General features: G+C 71.1%; 24 protein-coding genes. 15 read left to right on the top strand and 9 right to left on the bottom strand.

Annotation, left to right across the window (positions count from 1 at the left end; genetic code table 11):
* The first annotated feature begins 95 nt into the window (after positions 1 to 95).
* Positions 96 to 1,253, top strand: a complete 1,158-nt coding sequence (locus IE195_RS06560) for a 5-(carboxyamino)imidazole ribonucleotide synthase (protein ID WP_191268485.1) — start codon at positions 96 to 98, stop codon at positions 1,251 to 1,253.
* Positions 1,250 to 1,783 (top strand): 5-(carboxyamino)imidazole ribonucleotide mutase, encoded by a 534-nt coding sequence (purE, locus tag IE195_RS06555; protein WP_191268483.1) that lies wholly within the window; start codon positions 1,250 to 1,252, stop codon positions 1,781 to 1,783. The genes IE195_RS06560 and purE overlap by 4 nt, the downstream gene beginning before the upstream one ends.
* 58 nt (positions 1,784 to 1,841) lie before the next feature.
* Here the strand turns inward: purE and IE195_RS06550 are convergent, their stop codons facing one another.
* Positions 1,842 to 2,441 carry a TetR/AcrR family transcriptional regulator gene (locus IE195_RS06550; protein ID WP_191268481.1) on the bottom strand — a complete coding sequence of 200 codons (600 nt, stop codon included), beginning with the start codon at positions 2,439 to 2,441 and terminating at the stop codon, positions 1,842 to 1,844.
* Between the two features lie 69 nt (positions 2,442 to 2,510).
* Between IE195_RS06550 and IE195_RS06545 the strand changes: the two genes are divergently transcribed.
* Positions 2,511 to 4,061: an MFS transporter gene (locus IE195_RS06545; RefSeq protein ID WP_191268479.1), complete on the top strand. Its 1,551-nt coding sequence runs from the start codon at positions 2,511 to 2,513 to the stop codon at positions 4,059 to 4,061.
* 12 nt (positions 4,062 to 4,073) lie between these two features.
* Here IE195_RS06545 and IE195_RS06540 read toward each other — a convergent pair whose 3' ends face one another.
* The 4 genes from IE195_RS06540 to IE195_RS06525 form a co-directional block, all read right to left on the bottom strand.
* Positions 4,074 to 4,799 carry a TNT domain-containing protein gene (locus IE195_RS06540; RefSeq protein WP_191268477.1) on the bottom strand — a complete coding sequence of 242 codons (726 nt, stop codon included), beginning with the start codon at positions 4,797 to 4,799 and terminating at the stop codon, positions 4,074 to 4,076.
* 167 nt (positions 4,800 to 4,966) lie between these two features.
* Complete coding sequence (locus tag IE195_RS06535) at positions 4,967 to 6,373, bottom strand: UDP-glucose dehydrogenase family protein (protein WP_268249155.1); 1,407 nt, start codon at positions 6,371 to 6,373, stop codon at positions 4,967 to 4,969.
* A gap of 183 nt (positions 6,374 to 6,556) precedes the next feature.
* A complete protein-coding gene (locus tag IE195_RS06530) occupies positions 6,557 to 7,252 on the bottom strand; it encodes a YIP1 family protein (RefSeq protein ID WP_191268475.1) in 696 nt (231 codons plus the stop codon).
* Positions 7,253 to 7,274: 22 nt separating this feature from the next.
* Positions 7,275 to 8,777: an LCP family protein gene (locus IE195_RS06525; protein ID WP_191268473.1), complete on the bottom strand. Its 1,503-nt coding sequence runs from the start codon at positions 8,775 to 8,777 to the stop codon at positions 7,275 to 7,277.
* Between the two features lie 296 nt (positions 8,778 to 9,073).
* Here IE195_RS06525 and IE195_RS06520 point away from each other — a divergent pair, with 296 nt between their 5' ends.
* The 3 genes from IE195_RS06520 (at position 9,074) to IE195_RS06510 (ending at position 12,194) form a co-directional block, all read left to right on the top strand.
* Positions 9,074 to 10,069 (top strand): glycosyltransferase family 2 protein, encoded by a 996-nt coding sequence (locus IE195_RS06520; RefSeq protein ID WP_191268471.1) that lies wholly within the window; start codon positions 9,074 to 9,076, stop codon positions 10,067 to 10,069.
* A gap of 104 nt (positions 10,070 to 10,173) precedes the next feature.
* Positions 10,174 to 11,058 (top strand): DUF4429 domain-containing protein, encoded by an 885-nt coding sequence (locus tag IE195_RS06515; protein ID WP_191268469.1) that lies wholly within the window; start codon positions 10,174 to 10,176, stop codon positions 11,056 to 11,058.
* 104 nt (positions 11,059 to 11,162) lie between these two features.
* Positions 11,163 to 12,194 carry a DUF4429 domain-containing protein gene (locus tag IE195_RS06510; RefSeq protein WP_191268467.1) on the top strand — a complete coding sequence of 344 codons (1,032 nt, stop codon included), beginning with the start codon at positions 11,163 to 11,165 and terminating at the stop codon, positions 12,192 to 12,194.
* Positions 12,195 to 12,209: 15 nt separating this feature from the next.
* Here IE195_RS06510 and IE195_RS06505 read toward each other — a convergent pair whose 3' ends face one another.
* Together IE195_RS06505 and IE195_RS06500 are read right to left on the bottom strand one after the other, a co-directional pair.
* Positions 12,210 to 12,989 (bottom strand): glycerophosphodiester phosphodiesterase, encoded by a 780-nt coding sequence (locus tag IE195_RS06505; RefSeq protein WP_191268465.1) that lies wholly within the window; start codon positions 12,987 to 12,989, stop codon positions 12,210 to 12,212.
* Positions 12,986 to 13,756, bottom strand: coding sequence for an IspD/TarI family cytidylyltransferase (locus IE195_RS06500; protein WP_191268463.1), 771 nt, complete (start codon positions 13,754 to 13,756; stop codon positions 12,986 to 12,988). The genes IE195_RS06505 and IE195_RS06500 overlap by 4 nt, the downstream gene beginning before the upstream one ends.
* A gap of 725 nt (positions 13,757 to 14,481) precedes the next feature.
* Here IE195_RS06500 and IE195_RS06495 point away from each other — a divergent pair.
* The 9 genes from IE195_RS06495 (at position 14,482) to IE195_RS06455 (ending at position 21,840) form a co-directional block, all read left to right on the top strand.
* Positions 14,482 to 15,330, top strand: coding sequence for an ABC transporter permease (locus tag IE195_RS06495; protein ID WP_191268461.1), 849 nt, complete (start codon positions 14,482 to 14,484; stop codon positions 15,328 to 15,330).
* Positions 15,330 to 16,247: an ABC transporter ATP-binding protein gene (locus IE195_RS06490; protein WP_191268459.1), complete on the top strand. Its 918-nt coding sequence runs from the start codon at positions 15,330 to 15,332 to the stop codon at positions 16,245 to 16,247. The genes IE195_RS06495 and IE195_RS06490 overlap by 1 nt, the downstream gene beginning before the upstream one ends.
* A 258-nt stretch (positions 16,248 to 16,505) precedes the next feature.
* Positions 16,506 to 17,210: a hypothetical protein gene (locus IE195_RS06485; protein WP_229826099.1), complete on the top strand. Its 705-nt coding sequence runs from the start codon at positions 16,506 to 16,508 to the stop codon at positions 17,208 to 17,210.
* On the top strand, positions 17,207 to 17,938 hold the full coding sequence (locus tag IE195_RS06480; protein WP_191268457.1) for a DUF5941 domain-containing protein: 732 nt from the start codon (positions 17,207 to 17,209) through the stop codon (positions 17,936 to 17,938). The genes IE195_RS06485 and IE195_RS06480 overlap by 4 nt, the downstream gene beginning before the upstream one ends.
* Before the next feature lie 33 nt (positions 17,939 to 17,971).
* Positions 17,972 to 18,703: a phosphocholine cytidylyltransferase family protein gene (locus IE195_RS06475; protein WP_191268455.1), complete on the top strand. Its 732-nt coding sequence runs from the start codon at positions 17,972 to 17,974 to the stop codon at positions 18,701 to 18,703.
* 5 nt (positions 18,704 to 18,708) lie between these two features.
* The gene (locus tag IE195_RS06470; RefSeq protein WP_191268453.1) at positions 18,709 to 19,758 is read left to right on the top strand and encodes an iron-containing alcohol dehydrogenase family protein; all 1,050 of its coding nucleotides are present in this window, start codon (positions 18,709 to 18,711) and stop codon (positions 19,756 to 19,758) included.
* Positions 19,736 to 20,506 (top strand): CDP-alcohol phosphatidyltransferase family protein, encoded by a 771-nt coding sequence (locus tag IE195_RS06465; RefSeq protein WP_191268451.1) that lies wholly within the window; start codon positions 19,736 to 19,738, stop codon positions 20,504 to 20,506. The genes IE195_RS06470 and IE195_RS06465 overlap by 23 nt, the downstream gene beginning before the upstream one ends.
* Before the next feature lie 295 nt (positions 20,507 to 20,801).
* Positions 20,802 to 21,632: a glycosyltransferase family 2 protein gene (locus IE195_RS06460; protein WP_191269036.1), complete on the top strand. Its 831-nt coding sequence runs from the start codon at positions 20,802 to 20,804 to the stop codon at positions 21,630 to 21,632.
* Positions 21,633 to 21,660: 28 nt separating this feature from the next.
* On the top strand, positions 21,661 to 21,840 hold the full coding sequence (locus tag IE195_RS06455) for a hypothetical protein (protein ID WP_191268449.1): 180 nt from the start codon (positions 21,661 to 21,663) through the stop codon (positions 21,838 to 21,840).
* 64 nt (positions 21,841 to 21,904) lie between these two features.
* Here IE195_RS06455 and IE195_RS06450 read toward each other — a convergent pair whose 3' ends face one another.
* Together IE195_RS06450 and IE195_RS06445 are read right to left on the bottom strand one after the other, a co-directional pair.
* Positions 21,905 to 22,510 (bottom strand): malonic semialdehyde reductase, encoded by a 606-nt coding sequence (locus tag IE195_RS06450; RefSeq protein ID WP_191268447.1) that lies wholly within the window; start codon positions 22,508 to 22,510, stop codon positions 21,905 to 21,907.
* Between the two features lie 135 nt (positions 22,511 to 22,645).
* Entirely contained in the window at positions 22,646 to 23,812 is a 1,167-nt protein-coding gene (locus IE195_RS06445; protein ID WP_191268445.1) for a glycosyltransferase, read from the bottom strand.
* Between the last annotated feature and the right edge of the window lie 4 nt (positions 23,813 to 23,816).

Below are 23,816 nucleotides of genomic sequence, written 5' to 3'. Positions count from 1 at the left end.
ACACCCCGGCCGCGGGTTCCGAGCCGAACGGCCAGGTTCCGCCATGCGCGGGACCGCCCCGCATCCGCGGTTGACGAGCATTGAGTTGAGGAACTGTGAGCGAGCGTAACCGCATCGTCCCCCGCGTAGGAATGGTGGGCGGAGGGCAACTCTCCCGGATGACCCACCAAGCGGGCATCGGACTGGGAGTGGACTTCTCGGTGCTGGCGGCCAGCCCCACCGACAGCGCGGCCCTGGTCTGCGGTGGCGTCACCCTGGGCGACGACCGCGGCCTCGACGACGTCCTGGCCTTCGCCAAGGCCCACGACGTGGTCACCTTCGACCACGAACACGTACCCGAACCCGTCCTCCGCGCGGTGGAGGAGGCGGGCGGGCTGCTGCGCCCGGGCCGCGACGCCCTCCGTTTCGCCCAGGACAAGCTCCGCATGCGCACCCGCATGGCCGAGCTCGGCGCACCCTCCCCCCGCTGGCGTGCGGTGACCACCCTCGAACACGTCACCGGGTTCGCGGAGGGGGCCGGCTGGCCGGTGGTGCTCAAGGCGGCGCGCGGCGGCTACGACGGCAAGGGCGTGTGGGTCGTCGGGGACTCCGGGGAGGCCCGGGGGGTCGTGGACCGCGCGGCCGCGGAGGAGGTGCCGCTCCTGGTCGAGGAGAAGGTGGACTTCAGCCGTGAACTCGCCGTGCAGGTGGCCCGCTCCCCGCACGGTCAGGTAGCCGTCTACCCGGTCGTGGAGACGGTGCAGCGCGGCGGGATCTGCCACGAGGTGATCGCTCCCGCGCCGGACCTGCCGGAGGACAAGGCCCTGCGCGCCCAGCAGTTGGCCATCGAGATCGCCCAGGCCCTGGACGTCACCGGTGTGCTGGCCGTCGAGCTGTTCGAGACCGACGACGACGTGGTCGTCAACGAGCTGGCCATGCGCCCGCACAACTCCGGGCACTGGAGCATCGAGGGCGCCCGCACCTCCCAGTTCGAGCAGCACCTGCGCGCGGTCCTGAACCTTCCCCTGGGCTCGCCGCGGACCAACGCCCCCTACACCGTCATGGCCAACCTGCTGGGCGGCGAGGACCCCGAGGTCTACCGCCGCTACCTGCACGTCATGGCCAAGGATCCCGAGGTGAAGGTGCACTTCTACGGCAAGGACGTGCGTCCGGGCCGCAAGATCGGGCATGTCACCGTCATGGGCGACGACTATCGGGACCTCCTGGAGCGCGCCCGTGACGCCGCCAGCTACCTGCGAGGAGAACAGAAGTGACCGACAGCAAGCCCGTGGTGGGCATCGTGATGGGGTCCGACTCCGACTGGCCGGTGATGCGCGAGGCGGCCGAGGCGTTGAAGGAGTTCGGTGTCCCGTTCGAGGCCGACGTGGTCTCCGCACACCGCATGCCGCACGAGATGATCTCCTACGGGACCGAGGCCGCCGGTCGGGGGCTCAAGGCGATCATCGCGGGGGCGGGGGGCGCGGCCCACCTGCCCGGGATGCTGGCCTCGGTCACCACCCTGCCGGTGATCGGTGTCCCGGTGCCGCTCAAGTACCTGGACGGGATGGACTCGCTGCTGTCCATCGTGCAGATGCCCGCCGGGGTCCCGGTGGCCACGGTCGCGGTGGGCGCGGCCCGCAACGCCGGTCTGCTGGCAGTGCGCCAGCTCGCCGCGCACGACCCGGAGCTGGCCGAGCGCATGGCCAGGTTCCAGGAGGAGCTCAGGGAGCAGGCGCACGCCAAGGGCGAGCGGCTGCGCCGCGAGGTGTCCAGCAGTGACTCGGCCATGGGTTTCGGCCGCTAGCGGACCGGCCGGGGCTGGCCGCGGGTGCGGGCCGGGCTCCCACCGCCTTCCGGCGGTCTCAGCCCGCCGCGCCCCCGGCCGGCTCCGGGCCGCCCTCGGACATAAGGGCGCGCAGGCCGTCCATCGCCTGGTCGACGGTGGGCAGGGAGTCCGGGTCGACGAGGTACTGGAGCACGTATCCGCTGACGATGTTGTAGAGCATCGAGCCCAGCCCGGCGGCGGTAACGGGGCCGATCCGCTCGGGGGGTACGCCGAGGACGAGCGCGGCCAGTGCGCGGCGGCCCTCGCTGATCCCCTCCTGGAGCGCCGTGCGCACATCCTCGTCGAACTGGGCCTGCGCGTAGGCCTGGACGCTCGCGACCAGGAGGTCCCGCTGCTCGGGGAGTGTATCGAGGAGCGCGGTGACCAGGAGGCGGGCCCGTTCCTCGGGGCTCTCGGTGACGGCCTCCCGCACGGCCTCCTCGAAGACGTCGCCCCAGTCGCTGGTCGCTTCGAGGACCGCGGTGTTCATGAGGTTGTCCTTGGACCCGAAGTGGTATCCGATGGACGCCAGGTGCGCGCCCGACGCGGCGGCGATGTCCCGTGCGGTGGTCTTGCTGTAGCCCTTCTCCGCCAGACACTTCTTCGCGCCCGCCAGCAGGTCCTCACGTTGGCTCATGCCTGCAGCCTAACATTTTGACGTACGTACATATTGACCGCTGATTTGTACGGACGTACGATCATTTGCATGCACACGACAACGCCACGCCGGCGCGCCACCGGCCGCACCTGGATCGGGCTGTCCCTGCTGCTGATCCCCGCGCTACTGGTCTCCATGGACCTGTCGGTCCTCTTCGTCGCCGCACCCGCCATCGCCCGGGACCTCGACCCCAGCGCCACCCAGTGGCTGTGGATGATGGACGTCTACGGCTTCGTCCTGGCCGGACTCCTCGTCACCATGGGCAGCCTCGGCGACCGGCTCGGTCGCAGGCGGCTCCTGCTCGGCGGGGCCCTGGCCTTCGGAGCGGCCTCCGTCCTGCTGGCCGTGGCGCCCACCGCGGAACTGTTCCTCGCCGGGCGCGCCCTGCTCGGCGTCGGCGCCGCCACCCTGGCCCCCTCCACCCTCTCGCTCATCCGCGCCATGTTCACCGACCCCGTCCAGCGCCGAACCGCCGTCGGGTTCTGGACCGTCGCCTTCACCGGCGGCGCCGTCATCGGCCCGATCATCGGCGGGGCCCTGCTGGAGTTCTTCGCCTGGGGGGCGGTCTTCCTGATCAACCTGCCGTTCATGGCCCTGCTGCTCCTCGCGGCCCCCTTCCTGCTGCCCGAGTCCCGCAACCCCGCCGGTGCCGCCTTCGACCTGTTCGGCGCGGCCACCTCGCTCACGGCCGTGCTCGGCCTGGTCTACGCCGCCAAGCGCTTCGTGGAGTACGGCGCCGACGGGACCGCGGCCCTCGCCCTCGTCGTCGGCCTGGTTCTCCTCGCCGCCTTCGTGGTCCGCCAACGGCGCGCGGAGCACCCGCTCATCGACATCTCCCTGTTCACCCGGCCCGCCTTCACCGCCTCCGTGGCGGGCAACACCGTCGTCGCCTTCGCCGTGGCCGGACTCGGCCTGCTGGCCTTCACGTTCCTCCAGGTCGTACACGGACTCAGCCCCCTGGTCGCGGCCCTGTACGCCCTGCCCACCATCCTCGGAACCGTTCTGGGCGCAGCCCTCGCCAGCTCCCTCGCCGACCGGATCCGCCCGGCCCGGCTCATGGGCCTGGGGCTGCTCGCGGGCGCGGCCGGCTTCGGGCTCGTGGGAGCCGGAGCCGACAGCGGGATCCTGCCGTTCCTGGCCGGGTACACCGTGGTCACGCTCGGCGTCGGGGTCGTGGCGACCCTGGCCAACACACTCGTCCTGGCCACCGCCCCGCCCGAGCGCGCGGGCGCCGCGGCAGGGGTGTCCGAGACCAGCACCGAGCTCGGTGCCGCACTGGGCATCGCCACCCTCGGCACCATCGCCGCCTCGCTCTACCGGTCCGGCGTGGAGCGGGGCCTGCCGGAGGCGGGCGGGGCCGCCCTGGAAACCGTCGCGGGGGCGGCCGCCACCGCAGCGCACCTTCCGGAGCCGCAGGCCCGGGACCTTCTGGACACGGCCTTCGCCGCCTACACGTCGGGGATCGCCACCGCCGCCCTGACCGGCGCCGCCGTACTCACCGCCGTGGCGGTCCTGGTCCTGGTCGCGCTGCGCCGCCTCCCCGCCGGGACCGAGGCCCCGGGAACTCGAAGCCTCGGCACGGAGCGGCCGCGAGCGTGACGTTCGTGCCGGTCAGGCGTTCAGGGTGTAGCCCTCGGTGCGCACGCACTCCTCAGCGGGGCGCTGCTCCAGGTAACCCCACTCCAGGAGGCTGTTGACCGCGACGTACCCGCCGCCCCCGGCCTCGGGCACCTCCTCCGCGGGGACCAGGAGCTGCTCGCCGCCGCCGGGCTGCTCGAAGTGCGGGGCGATCGGGCCGACCCACGCGTCGACGGGCAGGACCACCTCGTAGCAGTTGTAGTTGTGCTCGGGCCCGTCCGGCCAGGTGTTCAGCGAGTCCGGCGGCAGCGCCCGCTCGGAGTACGGCGCGCCCGCGGGGGCGAGGAACGAACCCCGGGGAGAACCGAACCGGTCCAGCATCCACCCCTGGGGCAACTCCTGGAGCTCCTTCAGGGGCTGGCCGTCGGAGACCACGAAACCGTCGTGCTCGGGGTAGTCCCAGCTCCCGTCGGCGGCCCACCACCGTTCCAGGAACTCGGCGGGGGAGAGGCCGCCGAACCGGTCATAGTCCTCCACCAGGGCGCCGACCGGCCCTTCGGAGGGCAGCTCGGCCGGGCCCAGGCGGCGATCGCCGCACAGGTAGCGTTCCAGGTCCTCCTCGCCGGGCGGCGGCGTCAGGACCGGGCACTCGGCGGACTGGACGGCGGGCGGGGCCGGTACGGTCCCAGCGGCCAGAGCCGGAGGCGCGGCCATCAGCAGGGCGACGGCGGTGCCGACCACCACGGGGAACTTCGACATCGGACTCCGTTCGGGTCTCTCGACCCCCTTGAATGCAGAGGGTCATCAAAGAACTACGGAACGAAGTGAATCATGTGCGGGGCGCCCCCGCCCCGCGAACACGGGAACGGCCGCCCCTTCCGGAGCGGCCGTTCGGCGTACGCGAGTGCGGGAGCGCGGGAGTGCGCCTACTGGCGGCCCAGGGCGCGGTAGGTCCAGCCGGAGGCGCGCCAGAACGTCGGGTCCAGGGCGTTGCGGCCGTCCACGATCCGCTTCTGCGCCACCACCGAGGCCAGCTCCTCCGGGTTGGCCTCGCGGAACTCCGCCCACTCGGTGAGCAGCAGGACCACGTCCGCGTCGCGGGCGGCGTCCAGCATGGAGGTCGCGTAGTTCAGCTCCGGGTGCGCCTCACGGGCCCGCTCCAGCGCCTGCGGGTCGTAGACCGTCACGTGCGCGCCCAGGGAGGCGATGGTGGCGGCCACGTCCAGGGCGGGTGAGTCGCGGATGTCGTCCGAGTTGGGCTTGAACGCCGCCCCCAGGACCGTGACGGTGCGCCCGGCGAAGTTGCCGCCGATCAGCTGGCGGGCGATGTCGATCGTGCGCGCCCTGCGGCGCTGGTTGATCGCGTCCACCTCGCGCAGGAACGACAGTGCCGGTTCCACGCCCAGTTCGTCGGCGCGGGCCATGAACGCCCGGATGTCCTTGGGCAGACAGCCGCCGCCGAAACCCAGGCCGGGGCCGAGGAACTTGCCGCCGATGCGGTCGTCGTAGGACAGCGCCTCGGCCAGCTGGATGACGTCGGCGCCCGCGACCTCGGACACCTCGGCCATGGCGTTGATGAAGGAGATCTTGGTCGCCAGGAACGCGTTGGCCGACACCTTGACCAGTTCGGCGGTCTGCAGGTCGGTGACCAGGAACGGGGTGCCCTCGTCGACCTGCTGCTGCCAGAGCGCGCGGACGGCCTTCTCCACCCGCGGGGAGTTGGTGCCGATCACGATCCGGTTGGGCCGCAGGGTGTCCTCCACACCGAAGCCCTCACGGAGGAACTCCGGGCTCCAACCCAGCTCGGCCTCCTCGCCCGCGGGGGCGAGCGCGGCCAGCCGTGCGGCCAGCGTGGCGGCGGTGCCCACCGGGACGGTGGAGCGGCCCACGACCACGGTCGGCCGTTTCAGGTGCGGTGCCAGGCACTCCACGGCGGAGTTCACGTAGCGCAGGTCCGCGGCGCCGGAGTCGTCGCGCTGCGGGGTGCCCACACAGATCAGGTGCAGGTCGGCGAAGTCGGCGGCCTCCGCGAAGTCCGTCGTGAAGTGCAGGCGGCCGGTCTTGAGGTTCTCGGCCAGCAGCTCGTCCAGCCCGGGCTCGTAGAAGGGGACCCTGCCGGAGCGGAGCATGTCGATCTTGTCCTCGTCGACGTCGAGGCCGATGACCTCGAAGCCCATCTCGGACAGGCAGGCGGCCGTGGTGGCGCCAAGGTAGCCGGTCCCGATGACGCAGACCCGCATACGTTCCGCTTCGACCACTGGGGGTTCCTTCCTCGCTTCCGCACGCGCCTCGTGTGCTGGTTGTTCCCGCTCATGGCGGATCACATCCCGCACGAGGGCAGAAAACGGACATGGTTCGGCCGACGGGTGCCCGTGGGGGACGGTGCATCACCTTACGCGCCGGGGTTCGGCGCGTGACCGAACAACACGTGAACAGTCAGGCGCACAGATTACCGGCGTGCGGGGGACGGTCCGCACCGGGGGAGGAGCGCCGGCACCGGCACGGTGGGCGGCGTCTCAGAGCCCGCCGTCCCCGGAGGGGCGTGTCCGCCCCGGGTCCTCGTCCGGCGGGGTCCACTCGGCGCCGGACTCCCCGCGACGAAACGGTGTCGTGGTCTTGTTCGGATCGTCATACTCGCGTACGGGCGAGGTGGGCGGCGGCACGTCCGGAACCGTGTCGCCCACCGGGCCGCCGTCGTTCCAGGGCGGGTCGGCGGCGGAGAGGCCCTGTTCCCCCTCGGCGGGGCGGCGTTCACGGCTGGTGTTCGCGACCGCGCGCTCCCGGGGCGGGCCGTGGGGCGGACCGGGGTCCTGCGAGGCGGTCCGCCAGCGGTTCGGCAGCATCGCGGAGCCCAGCAGCAGCACACCCAGGGGCAGGGCCACCCCGAGCCCCGCGCCGCTCGGGTAGAGGAAGCTCTCGTCGTTGAGCCAGTACAGGGCGGCATCCATCGACTCCGGGGAGAACACCGGCCACAGGCACAGCGCCGCCAGCAGGGCCCCGGAGGCGCCCGCGACCAAGGGCGAGAGCCTCGATCCCACCAGGTAGGCGCCGACAAACCCCAAAAGGCACAGAACCACCACGGACAACACTGTCGTCACGCTTACATCACCCTGGGTGATTTTCGGGAAGAGGTCGGCCGCCCAGGCGGCACCGACCCACAGCACCGGGGCCAGGGCGATACCGGCGAGCAGACCGACCAGGTGGCGGAGCACGCGACCCCTTCCTTCGCGGGGATCACCCGCAGACGTTGTCCCTAGCGGTCGTGGTGGCCAGCGCGCCCTCCTCGGAGGGCTCCTCCTCCGGCTGGGTCTCCTCGACCTCGGGGGCCTCGAACCTCGTGTGGTTGAATCCGATCACGACCTGGAGGTCGCCGTCCAGGGTGTCGTCCTCCACCGTCTCCGACCCCGGGAGCGTCCCGGCGACGTACTCGGCTGCGCGCTCCTCGCCCGGACCGTACCTGACCTCGGTGCGCGCCACGTCGTGGCGGCTCCAGTTCTCCGCGCTGTCCGTGACGTCGAACCCGGCCCCGCCGAGCTGTCCGTCCAGCCGGGCGCCCAGACCGGGGGCGGCGGTGCCGTTGAACACCCGGAGACTGATGCCGCTCGGAACCGGTTCCTCCTCCGCTCCGGCGTCGTCCCCGGGCTCCGGTTCGACCAGCGGGCGGTCCGCGTTGACCGCCGCGAACATCTCCCGCGCGGCGGGCTCGTCCCACAGTAGGGCGACGTCGCCGCGCGGCGTCCAGTGGTTCATGTCGGCGATGGGCACCTGGGCGAAGGTGACGTCCCTCAGGTCGAGGTCGCGCATCTGGTAGGCGAGGTCGTTGATGGTGCTGGTGTCCAGCCCTTCGTCCACGGTCACCGAGGACAGGGCGCTGTCCAGGAAGGCGGTCAGCTTGACCGGGTCGGAGAGCGTCTCGGTGCTCATCGCCCGGTCGAGCATCGCCGACAGCACCTGCTGCTGCCGGTCGATCCGGTCCAGGTCGCCGCGGGGGGTGGCCCGGGTGCGGGCGAAGGCCAGCGCCTCGGTCCCGTCCACCCGGTGTGTTCCGGCCGCCATGTCCAGGTGCGCCTTGGGGTCCTCGATCGCCTCGGGCAGGCACACGTCGATGCCGTCCAGGGAGTCCACCACGTCCACGAAGCCGCTGAAGTCCACCTCGACGTAGTGGTCGATCCGTACGTCGGTGACCGACTCCACCGTCTGGACCGCGAGCTGGGGGCCGCCGTAGGCGTAGGCGGCGTTGATCTTGTCCTCACCCTCGCCGGGTACTTCCACCCACAGGTCACGGGGGATGCCCACCACGGTGAGGTGGTCGCGTTCGTGGTTGAGGCGCACCAGCATGATGCTGTCCGAACGCTGCCCGGGGGTGGACCCCACGCTCAGCGCGTTCTTGTCCTCCATGCTCATCTCGTCCCGGCTGTCGGAGCCGATCACGAGGAAGGTCAGGCCGCCGGTCTCATCGGGGCGGTCGCCGTCCGCCATGTCACCGAACACGTCGAACCGGTTGAGGGAACCCGACATCCATCCGGTGATCGCCCACGAGGTGCCCGAGGCGAGCAGGACCAGCACCGAGAGCACACCCATCAGGAGCAGGCCGTTGCGGTGACGGCGGATCCGCGCATCGGGCACGGTGACCCTGCCGGATCGGGGCGAGCGCCGCCCGCCGGGGGGCAGGGGCTGTGAGCGCTCGCGTCGGAACTCGCCCGTTGGCCCGTGCCGTCCGGCGTCGTCGTCGCTCATCGGCATCCCCGTCCCACCCGTTCAACGGTGTCCTCGGTACCTAGGTTGTCACCCGATCGGCCGAAGGGCGCGGGATGTCGACCATCGGCGTGTTGTTCTCCCCTTTGGGTGTGACGCAGCGGACAGTGGAAGCGTTCGCCAGGACCCAAACGTCTCGAAAACCCTTCCCCACCCGGCACATCCGCACACCCGGGCGACACGGATGAGCGGTGGGTGCGTGTGCAGTACCGTTGAGCGCGCGCGGAACCCCCGTGGCCCCGCGCAGTCCCGACATGTCCTGACCTTGGGAAGTGCCCGTGTCCTGGCCGCCTGTCTCCGTCGTCATGCCCGTACTGAACGAAGAGCGCCACCTCGCCGCAGCGGTGGAGCACGTCCTCGCCCAGGAGTACCCCGGCGAGCTCGAGGTCGTTCTGGGCGTCGGCCCCTCCTCGGACCGCACCCGCGAGGTCGCCGACGGCCTCGCCGCGGCCGACCCCCGGGTCAAGGTGGTGGACAACCCCACCGGCAGGACCCCCGCAGCGCTGAACGCCGCCATCGGCGCCTCCTCACACGACATCGTCGCCCGCATCGACGGCCACGCGATGATGCCCTCCGACTACCTCCGGGTGGCGGTGGAGACCCTCGACGAGACCGGAGCCGACAACGTCGGCGGCATCATGGCCGCGGAGGGCACCACCCCCTGGGAGAAAGCCGTCGCCGCGGCCATGACCTCCAAGGTCGGCGTGGGCAACGCCCGTTTCCACACCGGCGGCGAGGGCGGCCCCGCCGACACCGTCTACCTCGGCGTCTTCCGCCGCTCGGCCCTGGAACGGGTCGGCGGCTACGACGAGGCCTTCCTACGGGCACAGGACTGGGAGATGAACCACCGCATCCGCACCACCGGCGGCACCGTGTGGTTCCAGCCCCGGATGCGGGTCTCCTACCGTCCGCGCCGCAACATGCGCCTGCTCGCCAAGCAGTACTTCCACTACGGCCGCTGGCGGCGCGTGGTCGCCCGCCAGCACAGGGGCACCATCAACCTGCGCTACCTGGCCCCGCCCGTGGCCGTGGCCGGAATCGTCGCGGGCCTGGTCGGAGGGGTGTTCCTCTGGCCGCTGTGGCTGGTGCCCGCCGCCTACCTGGCCCTGATCACGGCCGCCTCGGTCCCGCTCACCCGCGGCCTGCCCGCCCCCTCGTGGCCGCTGGTCCCGGCCGCGCTCGCCACCATGCACATGTCGTGGGGCGTCGGCTTCATCACCAGCCCGCCCGGGCTCGGCGCCGACTCGCGCTCCGCCCAGTCCACCCGGGCCTGATCCGCCCCGGCCCTGTAACGGCCGTATCCGGACAACGTCCGCCCTCGATCGGGGGCGGACGTTCTGCTAGGCAGGTCGGTGAAGGCAGAACCGGAGAGGGTGTCATGGACGAGTTGCGCGGAGACCAGGCCGCCTGGGGGTTCGACGGGGAGTCGGTCTCCATCAGGTACGAGACCAAGGGCTGGTTCAGGAACCCGCTGCTCAAGTTCCTCGGTGTCCTGGAGGTGCCGGTCGGCGTGATCGACAAGGTCGACTTCCGTCCCGGTGCCGGGCGCAGGAACGGCTGGGTCATGAACCTGCGGCTGCACGAGGGCATGGACCCCTACGCCGCCGCCGGGTCCGCACTCGACGACAAGGCCCAGCCCTTCCGGCTGACCGGTCCCGCCAGGACCGAGCTGGTCGCCGAGTACCTGGCCGACCAGCTCCGCTTCGCGGCCGGTCAGGCCGAGGCGCCCGACCCTTTGGCCCCGACGCGTCTGGTCCCCGCCCTCCCCCTGCACATCCGGACCTGTGAGGGAACCGCCCGTTTGGAACCCGACCTGCTGACCCTGGCCTGGGAGGGTGCATACGCGAGCGGTCGCACGAAGAGGGGCCAGCGCCGCGAGTACGGTCTCGCCGACATCACCGGGGTGGAGTGGGCTCCCGCCAACAGCGGGGGGTGGGGGCTAGTGCGTGTCTTCACCAGGGAGAACGCTCAGGGGACGATCAAACCCAGGGACGACCTCGGCGCGCTGCGCACGGGTATGGACGCCAGCAGCAATGAGAACTACCACGCGTTCCTGCTCGCTGCCACCCTCACCGCGCACCTGTGGGCCAGGGACCTCGGAGCCGTGGGCGTACCGGGCGCCGTAGGGCCGGCTCCCGGGCCTTCGGGTGACGACGAGTGGATCTTCGGGCAGATCGAACGACTCGGTGACCTACGTGCCAAGGGCCTGATCACCGATGAGGAGTTCAACGCGAAGAAGGCCGAACTCCTTGACCGGATCTGATCAGAACCGGGCCGGCAGCGGCCGTATCCGGACGACGTTCGCCCTCGATCGGGGGCGGACGTTCTGCTAGGCAGGTCGGTGAAGGCAGAACCGGAGAGGGTGTCATGGACGAGTTGCGCGGAGACCAGGCGTCCTGGGTGTTCGACAGTCAGTCGATCGCTGTCAGGTACGAGACCAAGGGCTGGTTCAGGAGCCCGCTGCTCAAGCTCCTCGAAAGGGTGGACGTCCCCGTCTCCGCGATCCAGGACGTGGACTTCCGTCCCGGTGCCGGGCGCAGGAACGGCTGGGTCATGAACCTGCGGCTGCACGAGGGCATGGACCCCTACGCCGCCGTCGGCGCCGCACTCGACGACAAGGCCCAGCCCTTCCGGCTGACCGGTCCCGCCAGGACCGAGCTGGTCGCCGAGTACCTGGCCGACCAGATCCGCTTCGCCGCCGGCCGGGCCGCGGAACCGGACCCGGCCACCCCCACCCGCCTCGTTCCCGCGCTACCCCTGCACATCCGGACCTGTGAGGGAACCGCCCGCCTGGAACCCGACCGGCTGACCCTGGTCTGGGCGGGAGCCCACGCGAGCGGCTACAAGAAGAAGAAACAGCGCCGCGAGTACGACCTCGCCGACATCACCGGAGTGGAGTGGGCGCCCCTCGACGACTGGGGGTGGGGCTTCGTCCGGATCATCGCCGGAGGGACCGCGGACGCGGCCAAACCCAAGAACGACCTCAACGTGCTGCGGGCGGGTGATGGTAGCAACGAGAGCCACCAGGCCTTCCTGCTCGCCGCGACCGTCACCGCGCACCGCTGGGCCCTGGGCGCGGCCACCCGCGCCGCACTCGGATCCGGCGAGGCCGCCCAGGACGGCGCCGGGCCCGGTTTCGACGACCCGGAGTGGTGGAAGAACGCGGCCCGCACCGCCCTGGAGGCCGTACGCGGTCCCCGTCCCACCACGGACCTCCCCGGTGACGGAGCCGCAGACGCCGCAGACGGCGGGGCGGGAGACGGCGGGGCCCCACCACGGCCCGCCGACACCACATGGATCTTCGAGCAGATCGAAAGGCTCGGCGCCCTCCACACCAAGGGCCTGCTCACCGACGAGGAGTTCAGCACCAAGAAAGCCGAACTCCTCGACCGGATCTGAGAGGTGAGGCCGGGGTCACCCGGCCTCACCGGTGGTTCCGGTCCCCTCCAGAGCCGCCACCGTTCCGGGCACGTCGTCCACCACCACCGCGTCCATCCCCGCCCCGGCGAACCGGGCCGCGTCCGCCGGGGCCGGGCACCAGGAGATGATCTCCAGCCCGGACCGGTGCGCCGTCTCCACCGTGTACTCCAGGCTGCGGCGGCCCGGCCGGGCCGCCTCCCCGGCCAGACCGAGTGCGCGGGCGTCCACCGCCACGATCGGGCAGCCCATGCCCACCGCGCCGGGGACCGCCGAATCCGCCGGGTTGCGCACGTACGGCATCCACGCGGTCGCCACCCCCGGTGCGCCCTCGCGCACCCCCAGGAGAAGGCCCGGATCGAAGGAGCAGACGAACAGTCGGCGACGCTTCGCCTCCCGGCGCAGGAACGGCAGGACGAGCGCGAGGGTCCGCCGCGCCGGGGCGTCCGCCCCGTCCTCCATCACCGTCTTGACGTCCACGTCCAGGCCCACCTCGGCCGGGATCGCGGCCAACCCCTCCTCCAGACCGGCCAGCCCCGCCTCCCGGCACTGCGCCTCGGTCAGGTCCACGACCGCTCGACCGTCGTCCAGCGCCGCGTTGTGGAAGAGCACCAGCCGGTCGTCGGCGGTGCGCCGCACGTCGATCTCGACCCAGTCGGCGCCGGCCCGCGCGGCCAGCTCGAACGAGGCGGGGGTGTTCTCCCGGGCGCCGTCGACCACGCCCCGGCCCGCGCCCCGGTGGCCGATCACCTCGGTCGCCCCGAAGACCCCGCTCACACTGTTCTCCCGGCTTCCGGGGGCGCCTCCACGGCCGCGTGCGCGCGCATCCGGCGCAGCAGGGTCTCGGCGACCTCCACGTCACCCGGGTTGGTCACCTTGATGTTGGTCTCCTCGCCCGGCACGATCCGAACCTCCTCCTCGGGCAGGTAGCGCAGCACCACCCCGCAGTCGTCGGTGGCCACCAGATCGGGGTCGGCCATCGCCCGTTCGTAGGCGCGCCGGACCACACCCAGCCGGAACCCCTGCGGTGTCTGCATCCTGCGCAGCCGGGAGCGGTCCGGGGTCGCCGCGATCGCCTCGCCGCCGCTCCTGCCGGGAGCCACCCGGACCACGGTGTCGGCGCTGGGCACCGCCACCCCCGCGGCCCCGGCCTCCCCCAGGGCGCGCACGCACGCGGCGACCGTCGCCGGGCGGACCAGCGGCCGCGCGGCGTCGTGCAGCAGGACCAGGTCGGAGTCGGCCGCCGAGGCCGTCGCGGACAGCGCCGCGTACGAGGTCTCCGTTCTGGTCGCCCCGCCGGGCAGGACCGCCGAGACCTTGGCGAACCCGGCGTCGGCGACGATCTCCTCGACCCGGCCCACGTACTCGCCCACCATCAGCACGACGATCTCGTCCACCTCGGGGCTGGCCTCGAAGGCCGCGATCGAGTGCTCGATGATGGGCCGCCCGTCCAGCGGCAACAACTGCTTGGGGGCGGGGGCGCCCATCCGGGCACCGACCCCTCCGGCCAGAACCGCCGCGATCACCCGCGGACCTGCGGACATTTTTCCTCCTGCTTGCTTTGGGCCTCCGCTTCGCTTCGGCCCGTGTGTGTGCTTGCTTGGGTCCTCCGCTTCGCTTCGGACCGTGTTCGGGCGCCTGAGGGGAGATGTTCGGGTTGTAGCAGGCACAGCATCCTCGTCCGCGCCTTGCTCGTTCCTCGCTGGCGGCTTGACTCGTCTTGCACTGTGTTTGCTGAAACCCAGACTCCCGCGCCCGAACGAAAGAACACCCCCTGGGGCGAAAGTGAGCGGGAAGAGGCTCCCCCCCTGGGGCGGAGGTGAGCGGGCAGTGGCGACCCCTTGGGGCTGGACGTCTGCTCCGGATATTGGCACACCCCCCGGGGGACGGGGTGAGCGGGACGGGGCATCCCCTGGGGCTCGGGCGATGGGCGACTCTCCGGGCGGGAGTACTGCGAGGACACCGACCCCGGTCGACGGCGGCGGGCGGGGCCGAGGAAGGTACGGATCCGGGGTGAGCGGCAGGTGGTTGGCACGGTCTGTCCGTTGCAGCGGTAACCTATGGACGCCTGTTGGGCGTGCCTGGTCCATACCTCCTCTGATTCGGTCGTGGAGCCGGGCGTGGTTGGTGACATCCCCCGGTCGCCCGGACACATCCCTGTGCCGGTCCGGTGAGGCTGCGACCGCGTTTTCGTGTGGACGGCCGGTACGCGCAGGCGAGTTCACAGACGCGACTGTCCGGCACACCGTGAACCGGACGATCTCAAACCTTGGAGGTGGCGGTGGCGTCAAGGACGCTGGCCGTCTGGGAGCACCGGAAGGTCGTCGGCCTCCTGGTCCGGCGCGACCTGAAGGTCAAGTACCAGCAGTCCGTGCTGGGTTACGCCTGGACGATGTTGGAACCCCTCGCGCTGACGTTGGTGTACTTCTTCGTCTTCGGTGTCGTTCTCCAGGCGAACCGGGGCATGCCCCCGGGGTCCGAGGCCTACGGTGGTTACGTCCTCTTCCTGGTCGCGGGCATCCTGCCCTGGACCACCTTCGGTGCGATCCTCAGCGAGGCTCCGCGCGCGATGATCACGCACTCGAAGCTGATCACCACCATGAAGGTCCCCCGCGAGATCTTCCCGATGGCCACCGTCGGCACCAAGTTCATCGAGTACCTGCTCACCTGGCCGGTCCTGCTGATCTTCGTGTTCGCCCTGGGCGGCCGGTTCAGCTGGGAGGGCATGCTCCTCTGGCTGCCGATGGCGATCGTGCTGACCTTCACGTTCGGTCTGGGTGTCACCCTGTTCCTGGCCTCGGTGAACGTGTTGCTCCGCGACGTGGAGCGTCTGACGCGTATCCTGACCCGGCTCCTGTTCTACGGCTCGGCGATCCTGTTCCCGGCCGCGATGGTGCTCGACGCCGACGCCGTGCCGGGCTGGGCGAAGACGGTCTACGAGCTCAACCCGCTGATGGGTATCTTCCAGATGCACCGCACCGTGTGGTTCCCCGGCTTCGAGGAACTAACACCCAGTCCTCTCGCGTTGACCTCTGCGGTGGTCGGTTCGATCCTGATGCTCGTTATCGGATACTGGACGTTCCGCCGTCTGGAGATGTCAGTTCTGAAGGAGTTGTGATGGCGTCCACCTACGAGGCCGCGGTCACCAGCGGTCCGGTCATCGAGGCCCGCGGCCTCGGTGTGAAGTTCGCCGTGAACCGCCGGCGCAAGCGCAGCCTCCGTGAGATGTTCATCCACGGCACCAAACGCGACCCCAACGCCGAGGGCAACGAGTTCTGGCCGCTGCGCGACGTGTCCTTCGACATCGCCAAGGGCGACTGCGTCGGCATCGTCGGCAAGAACGGCACCGGCAAGTCCACCCTGCTCAAGATGATCGCCGGGGTGCTGATCCCGGACGAGGGCAAGGTCAGCGTGCACGGCAAGGTCGCGCCGCTCCTGGAGCTGCGGGCCGGGTTCAACGACAACCTGACCGGCCGCGAGAACGTGTACCTGGTCGGTTCGCTGCACGGCATGACCGAGAAGGAGATCGACGAGCGCTTCGAGGAGATCGTCGACTTCGCCGAGGTCAAGCCGAAGTTCATCGACACCCCGGTACGGCACTACTCCAGCGGTATGAAGGTGCGGCTGGGCTTCGCGCTCATCTCCCAGCTGGAACACCCGATCATGCTGGTCGACGAAGTGCTGGCGGTGGGGGACAAGGCCTTCAAGCGCAAGTGCTACGAGGCCATCGACCGGATGCTGGCCAACGAGCGCACGATGGTCCTGGTCTCGCACAACGAGAAGGACCTGCGCCGCTTCTGCAACCGGGGCCTGTACGTCAAGGGCGGTTCGCTGGCCCTGGACACCGACATCGACTCCGCTCTGGCCGCCTACAACGAGGACACCAAGGCGGAGATCGAGGAGCGCAAGAAGAAGGACGAGGCCAAGAAGAAGCGCGCCGAGGCCGCGGAGAAGAAGGTCGAGGCCGAGGAGCGGGCCGCGGACCCGGAGGATCCCGACGGGACCGGGGGCAAGGACGGCGGCCAGGCCGCCTGAGGCGCCCGCACAGACCTGGAGAGAGCGCACCCCGGCGGTTCCGGAGGTGCGCTCTTTCGTGTCCGGGACTGTCCGGAACGCCCTCAGCGGTACCAAAACGGGATGTCCGCGGCCATGTGCGTGTCAGTGGTTGATTGCATACAGAGCGTGGGTGACGGTGACTCCCAGTTGAAACTGGGAGGGCACGGGCATATGACGGGCACGGTGGCGCGGGCGACCGCGCGGATGTTGGAGCACAGGCGTGTCACCAGGTCGGGGGTGACCCGCATCAGTGTCCTGGTGGCGGTCGCGGCGGCGGTCTGGTTCGGTCGGACCGACCTCGTCGGCGCCCTCGCGGGGTCGGCCCTCCTCGGGCTGGTCCTGTGCTGCGACGCGGTCCGGGACCGGATGCGGGCCAACCGCAGGGACGCACTCACCCTCTGGACCGTGTCCGTGGCGGCCCAGCTCCGGGAGTACGTCGTCTACGTCGGGCTCGCGTTCGGGGCGGCAGCCGACGGATCCGCCAGCGCCTGGGGGTGGGCGGCCGGGGCGCTGATCGCCCTGGCCCTGCGTGACTCGCTTCTGGTGGCCCGCACGGCCCCGCCGGCGCCTGCGGGTGCCAAGCCCCTCGTGCTGCCCGCACAGCGTCGGCCTGAGGGCGTACGGGTGCCCGCGCCCCGGGCCGGGGCCGCGGGGGCGGCGGACCCCGCGCAGGCCCGGGGGGACTCCGGGTCGGCGCGCGCCGACGCCGCGGCGGAGGGCGCCGCGGATCCGGGGCGCACCCGCCCCCCGTCGAGAGCCCTCCCCCTGCCGGTCCTGGCCCGCCGGGTGCTGCTCTTCGGCCAGCCGACCCGGTTCCTCGTGATCGCCGTCGCCGCGACGGTCGGGGACGCCCGGCTCGTCTTCCTCAGCCTCATCGTCGGCTGCGCCGTGGCGATCACCGGAGAGCTCGTCGACCCCTCCTCGCGAGGGGTGCGGCGATGAGCACCGCGGAGCCGGGGCGGGACCCCGGGCACGATCGGGAACGACTCGAACCCGTCCTCCCCGACCTGCGCTTTCTTCGTGATGACAGTCACATCGGGATACTGCTCGGCAGGATCGCCCCGGGGATGGCCCCGCCGCTGCTCACCGCGGTCGCGGGAGCCGTCGTCGTACTGGTGCTCCTCGCGGCGGGCGGGGGACGTCTGACAGGCATTAACCTGTTCGCACCGGTCGCTGCCCTGCTACTGTCCGGTCTGGCCTCGGGCCACCCCCACGACGGGCGGTACGACTGGCTGGTACCCCCGGTCCTGCGCGTCACCGAGTACGGCTGTCTGGCGGTCGTCGGGCTCGCGTCCGGCGTACCCGGTCCACTGGTGTTCGTACTCTTGATGACGGTCGGCTGCCACCATCGCGACGACGTCGCACGTCCCGCCGTCGGTGTGAGCCGACCGGCGTGGGTGCGGCGGGCCGCGCTCGGCTGGGACGGACGGATGCTCGTCATCGCGGTCGGGGGCGCGTTTTCCGCCCTCACCCCCGCCTACGGCATACTCGCCGGATACCTGGCGGTCCTGCTCGTTCGCGAGGCCGGGCGCACCTGGAGCGCGACACCGGTGACCGATGTGCGCGTCGGCGCGGCCACGCCGAGTGGCGGTGCCGTCCTGGGGGATCACCCGATCACCCGCCAGGGAGACGGGGGCCGACCGGCCGCCGGAACGAACGGGGAGGCGTGACAGCCTCCTCGACCTAAGGAGGAACACGCCCTCATGCTCGGAATGGTTCTCGCCGCAGGCGCCGGGCGCCGTCTGCGTCCCTACACCGACACCCTGCCCAAGGCCCTGGTGCCAGTCGACGGTGAGACGACCATCATGGACATCTCGCTGCGCAACCTGGCCGCCGCCGGGCTCACCGACGTCGTCGTCGTGGTCGGTTACCGTGCCGAGGCCGTGGAGGAGCGCAAGCAGGCACTGGAGGAGCGCCACGGCGTCAAGCTCACCCTCAGCTACAACGACAAGGCCGAGGAGTGGAACAACGCCTACTCCCTGTGGACCGCACGTGAGTTCTTCTCCGAGGGCGTCCTCCTCGTCAACGGCGACACCGTGCACCCGGTGAGTGTCGAGGAAACGCTACTCGCCGCCAGGGGACCAGAACTGCTCCTCGCGGTGGACAACGTGAAAAACCTCGCTGACGAGGAGATGAAGGTGACCCTCGACGAGAACGGTCACCTCAGCACCATCACCAAGCTGATGGACCCCGCCACCGCCGCGGGGGAGTACATCGGCGCCACCCTCATCGAGGGCTCGCTCGCCCCGCGCCTGGCCGACGCCCTGAAGGCCACCTGGGAGCGGGACCCGCAGCTCTACTACGAGGACGGTTACCAGGAGCTCGTCCGTCGCGGTGAGAAGATCTCCGTCGCCCCCATCGGCAAGGTGGACTGGGTCGAGGTCGACAACCACGACGACCTGGCCAAGGCAAGGGAGATCGCGTGCCGCTACTAGCCCGAATGCTCCCCTCCCCCCTGGCGATCGACGTGCGCCGGGGAGCCATCGCCTCGCTCGGAACGGTGCTGGCCGACCGCCGCATCGCCACCGAGGGACGCATCGCCGTCGCGGTGGGCCCGGGCCAGGGCGCACAGATCGCCGCTGACCTGGACCTGCCCCAGAGCGAGGTCTTCCAGGTCGAGGAGGGCACCGTCGACGCGGCGACCGAACTGGGCAAGAAGCTGCGTTCGGGCGCCTACGAGGCCGTGGCCGGCATCGGCGGCGGCAAGACCATCGACGTCACCAAGTTCGCCGCGACGATGGCGGGCATCCCGATGGTGGCCGTGGCCACGAACCTGGCCCACGACGGCATCGCCTCCCCCGTCAGCTCCCTGGAGCACGAGGGCGGCAAGCCGTCGATCGGGGTCACCATGCCCATCGCGGTGGTCATCGACGTCGACTACGTCCGGGCGGCCCCCGCCCACCTGGTCCGGTCCGGCATCGGTGACGTGGTCAGCAACATCTCGGCCATCGAGGACTGGGAGCTCGCGGGGCGCGAGAACGGCGAGCCGGTCGACGGCATGGCGGTCACCTTCGCCCGCGTCGCCGCCGAGGCGGTCCTGCACCGCCCGGACTCGATCGACTCCGACGGGTTCCTCAAGGTCCTGGCCGAGGGGCTGGTGCTGTCCGGCATGGCCATGTCGGTCGCCGGTTCCAGCCGTCCGGCCAGCGGGGCCTGCCACGAGATCCTGCACGCGATCACCCAGCTCTACCCGGGCACGAGCAACCACGGTGAGCTCGCCGGGCTGGGCGCGCTGTACGCGTCCTACCTGCGGGTCAAGCACCTGGACTGGCCGCAGTCGCGACTGGAGGAGATCCGGAACTGCCTGCTCCGCCACAACCTGCCCATCGTGCCCTCCGACGTCGGTCTCGACGAGGCTTCGTTCGCGCGTGCGGTGGCCCACGCCCCGGGCACCCGCCCGGGCCGGTTCACCATCCTTGAACACCTGAACCTCTCCGAGGACGAGATCGGGCGGAGTGTCGCGGACTATGTCGAAGCCGTCGGTCGCTGAGGTCCGCGCGGGCGGCCAGCCCGCGGGGATCAAGGAGCGCGTCAACGAGGAGCACTGGGCGGGCCGTCTCTACATGCGGGACATCTCCCCGTACCTGACGACCCTCTTCGTGCGCCTGCGCGTGCCGCCGAACCCCATCACCTACCTGATGATGGTGTTCGGCGTGCTCGCCGGGGTGATCGTGGCCTTCGGCGGTCTGTGGTCGGCGGTCCTCGCCGCCGTGTTCGTGCAGATCTACCTTCTGCTGGACTGTTCCGACGGCGAGGTGGCCCGGTACACGGGCCGCACCAGTGTGGCCGGCATCTACCTGGACCGCATCGGCCACTACGTCTCCGAGGTCGCCCTGCTGGTCGGTCTGGGCATCCGTGCCCAGGGCGGGTTCGAGCCGGGCGGCTGGGTCGTCCTGGGCATGGCCGCCGCGCTCGGTGTCGTGCTGATCAAGGCCGAGACCGACAACGTGGTGGTGGCCCGGGCCAAGGCCGGTCTGCCGGAGGGGATCTCCGAGGAGGCCATGCGGCCCAGGTCCTCGGGGCTGAGCCTGGCCCGCCGCCTGGCCTCGATGCTCAGGGTGCACCGCCTCATCCAGGCGGTCGAGCTCTCCCTGATCGTGGTGGTGGCGGCCGTGGCCGACCTCTTCCTCGGGGAGCCGGCGGCCACCCGGGTCCTGGTCGTGGCCTGTGCCGCCGTCGCGGTGCTGATGAGCTTCGCGCACTTCGTGAGCGTGCTCGCCTCCCGCCGCCTGGAGTAACGCGGCGGTGACGTTACGGCGTCACTTGTGGAGCCGTGGACGGTACCCCGTCCACGGCTCCGTACACTTCGCTTTTATTCTTTCGTTAGTCTGTTTCTGCGAACGTTGACATGTGTCCACCTGTCAGCCGCACGTCGTCCACTGAACGGTCGCAACCATGGCCACACCCGTGATCCCGCCCTCGCAAGGCTCCGGCACGTCCACGACGGGGGACCTCCGAGCGCCCAGAGCCGAACGGAGCAGCTCCCAGGTGCCCGGTACCGGTAAGCCCACACTGTCCTGTGTCCTGCTCACCATGGGCAACCGCCCGGCCGAGCTCAGGCGTGCGATCACCAGCGTTTTCGAGCAGGAGGAGGCCGACGTCGAGGTCGTCGTCGTCGGCAACGGGGCCGACCTGCCCAAGCTCCCCGAGGGCGTCACCACGGTGCGCCTGCCGGAGAACGTGGGCATCCCCGAGGGGCGCAACGAGGGTGTGCGGGCGACGCAGGGCGACGTCATCCTGTTCCTGGACGACGACGGCTGGTACCGCTCCATGGACCTCGCCCGCCACGTGCGCGAACGCTTCGCCGCGGAGCCCGGTCTCGGCGCGCTGTCCTTCCGCATCGCCGACCCCGACGGAGGCCCGGACCAGCGCCGCCACGTGCCCCGGCTGCGGGTGGGCGACTCCCGCCGGTCGAGTGCGGTCACCACGTTCCTGGGCGGGGCCTGCGCCATCCGCCGCACCGCTTTCGACGAGGGCGGCGGGCTCCCGGGCGAGTTCTTCTACGCCCACGAGGAGACCGACCTGGCCTGGCGGATCATGGACGCCGGGTACACCATCGAGTACGACGCCGACGCCGTGATGTACCACCCGGCCGTCGCGCCGACCCGGCACGAGAACTTCTACCGGCTCAACGCCCGCAACAGGGTGTGGCTGGCCCGGCGCAACCTGCCGTGGCCGCTGGCCGTCACCTACCTGGGCACCTGGGTGGGGCTGACCGTGCTGCGCGAACGCGACCGGGCCGCGCTGAAGTCGTGGTTCTCCGGTTTCCGGGAGGGCTGGCGCGAGGACGCGGGCCGCCGCACCCCGATCAGTTGGCGCACCGCCTGGCGGATGACCAGGGCCGGACGCCCCCCGGTCATCTGAGCACACCCGCGACCCCCAGGAGGCGGACTTGGCTGTCGTCAGCCCTCTCGTCATCGGATTCCTGCTTCTCGTCGTCGCCGTCATCGCTCTGGTGGTGACGCTCGTCGTCGTGTCGGCACGGAAGAAGCCGGACCCTCCCCGGAGCCGGGGACAGGCACCCTACGGCCAGCAGCCCGGGCCGGGGTCCGGACCGCAGGGGCCCGAGTAACCGCAGCCGTGAAAGGGGGGCGGGCGCCGCACGGCGCCCGCCCCCCTTTCACGGCTGTTCGGGATCAGAGTTCGGTGACGGCCTCTTCGTAGTCCAGCCGCGGCAGGCGGTCGAACCAGGCGTCGGGGCCGGGCTTGCCGATGTTCATGACCACCAGGGGGGTCTGCGTGGAGTCCTCGCCGAAGAACTCCTTGCGGACGCCCTCGGCGTCGAAGCCGGTCATCGGGCCCGCGGCCAGACCGGCGGCGCGAACGCCGACGATCAGGTAGGCGACCTGGAGGAGCGCGTTCTGCAGGGCCATGGACTCGCGGGCCTCGACCGGCATGCCGGAGAAGTTCTCCCGGGCCTCCGGAACGACCGGGAAGGTCTTCGGGAAGTGCTCGTGGAAGGCGCTGTCAGCGGACAGGACGAGTGTGAGCGGGGCCGTCGAGGTCTTGGGGGCGTTGCTGCCCGCCATGTGCTTCACGAGTCGCTCGCGAGCCTCGGGGGAGCGGACCGCGGTGACGCGCAGGGGCTGGTTGTTCATGGCCGTGGGGCCGTACTTGACCAGGTCGTAGATCGTGCGCAGCTGTTCCTCGGTCACCGGCTCGTCGGTGAAGGTGTTGGCGGTGCGGGCGCTACGGAACAGCAGGTCCTGCGCGTCCTTGTTCAGGACCAGTGTGTCAGTCATGTCGAAACCTCGGCCGTGCTCGTGGGTGGTGGTGCCGTCCGGGGGCGGCACGCAGCACAACCTAGTTGACTAGGAAGATATTTCTCCACAGAACGATGTGTGAGCTCATTCACCCACGGGTGCCAGGTGAGCGGCCTATTCGCTGAACGCCGTGTGCGGGCGTCCGCTCTGCCGGGGCGCACGGGGCCGGGGGATGGCGGGGGCCGGGGCGTTGGCTTCGGAGACCCACTCCTCCAGCCGCTTCACGAACAGTCGTGCCTGTACCGGCCAGTGGAAGGAGCGCTGCGCGATCCGGTGGCCGGTGCGAGCGTACTCGCGGCGGGTCTCCTCGTCCCGGCGCAGCTCCAGCACGGCCCGCGCTGCCGCCGCCGGGTCCTCGAACGGCACGACGGTTCCGGCGGGCCCCTCCGGGCGCTTGGTCACCAGGGCCTCGGCCATCGGGTTGGGGGTGGTGACCACCGGCAGCCCGTGGGCCATGTACTCCACGACCTTGGTGGGCAGGGAGTGCCGGTAGTTGTCGGTGTCGTGCAGCAGGCTGATCCCGGCCAGGGCGCCGGCCGCGATGCGCAGGGCGCGGTCGTTGGGCACGAAGCCGTACCAGTGCAGGGCGTTCTCCTGGTGGGCGTCGCGCAGCAGCTGCCGGATCCCGTGGTCGGCGCCGCCGATCACCTCCAGGCGCACCCCGTGGTCACGCAGCCGGCGCCCCATCTCGATCATGTCGTGGGCGCCCCGGGCCCTGGACAGGTGCCCCAGGTAGACGACCCGGTCCTCGCCGGGCGCGCGGAGCGGAGTCTCGGGCACGTCGGTGGTGTTGGGCACCACCGGGTGGTCGAGGCGGAACCTGGGCCGGTAGCCCTCCTCGGCCAGCAGTAGGTGCATCCGCCGTTCGGCGTACCGCTCGAAACCGCGCACCACACCGCCGAGCGGTCGGCGCAGCGGCTGCGGGACCCACGGTTTGGTGCGCAGGGCCGCCGGGGTGTCCTCGTGCACGTCCCACACCGTCACCGGTCTCTTGGCGGGCAGGGCCAGCAGCAGTTCGGGGTCGTGGAAGAGCAGGAGGTCGGCCTCGGGTGCCAACCGGGCCAGAACGGTCCGGGCCGCCCGGATCGAGGAGAGCCGGTCACGACCGGAGGCGCGGGGAACGTCCACCGAACGCACCTGGTCCCAGGGGGTCACCCCGCACTCCCGGAAGGGCGCCACGTACGTCACCGTGTGTCCGGCGTCCACCAGGGCCCGGATCTGGCGGTGCAGGATTCGTGCGTCCTCGGGGTGGTGCACAATCGTGGCCACAAGCGCGTGCATCGAG

The organism is Nocardiopsis terrae, from assembly GCF_014651695.1.
GTDB lineage: Bacteria > Actinomycetota > Actinomycetes > Streptosporangiales > Streptosporangiaceae > Nocardiopsis > Nocardiopsis terrae.
The sequence above is the reverse complement of the archived record's forward strand: the minus strand, read 5'-3'. Positions and strand labels throughout refer to the sequence as shown.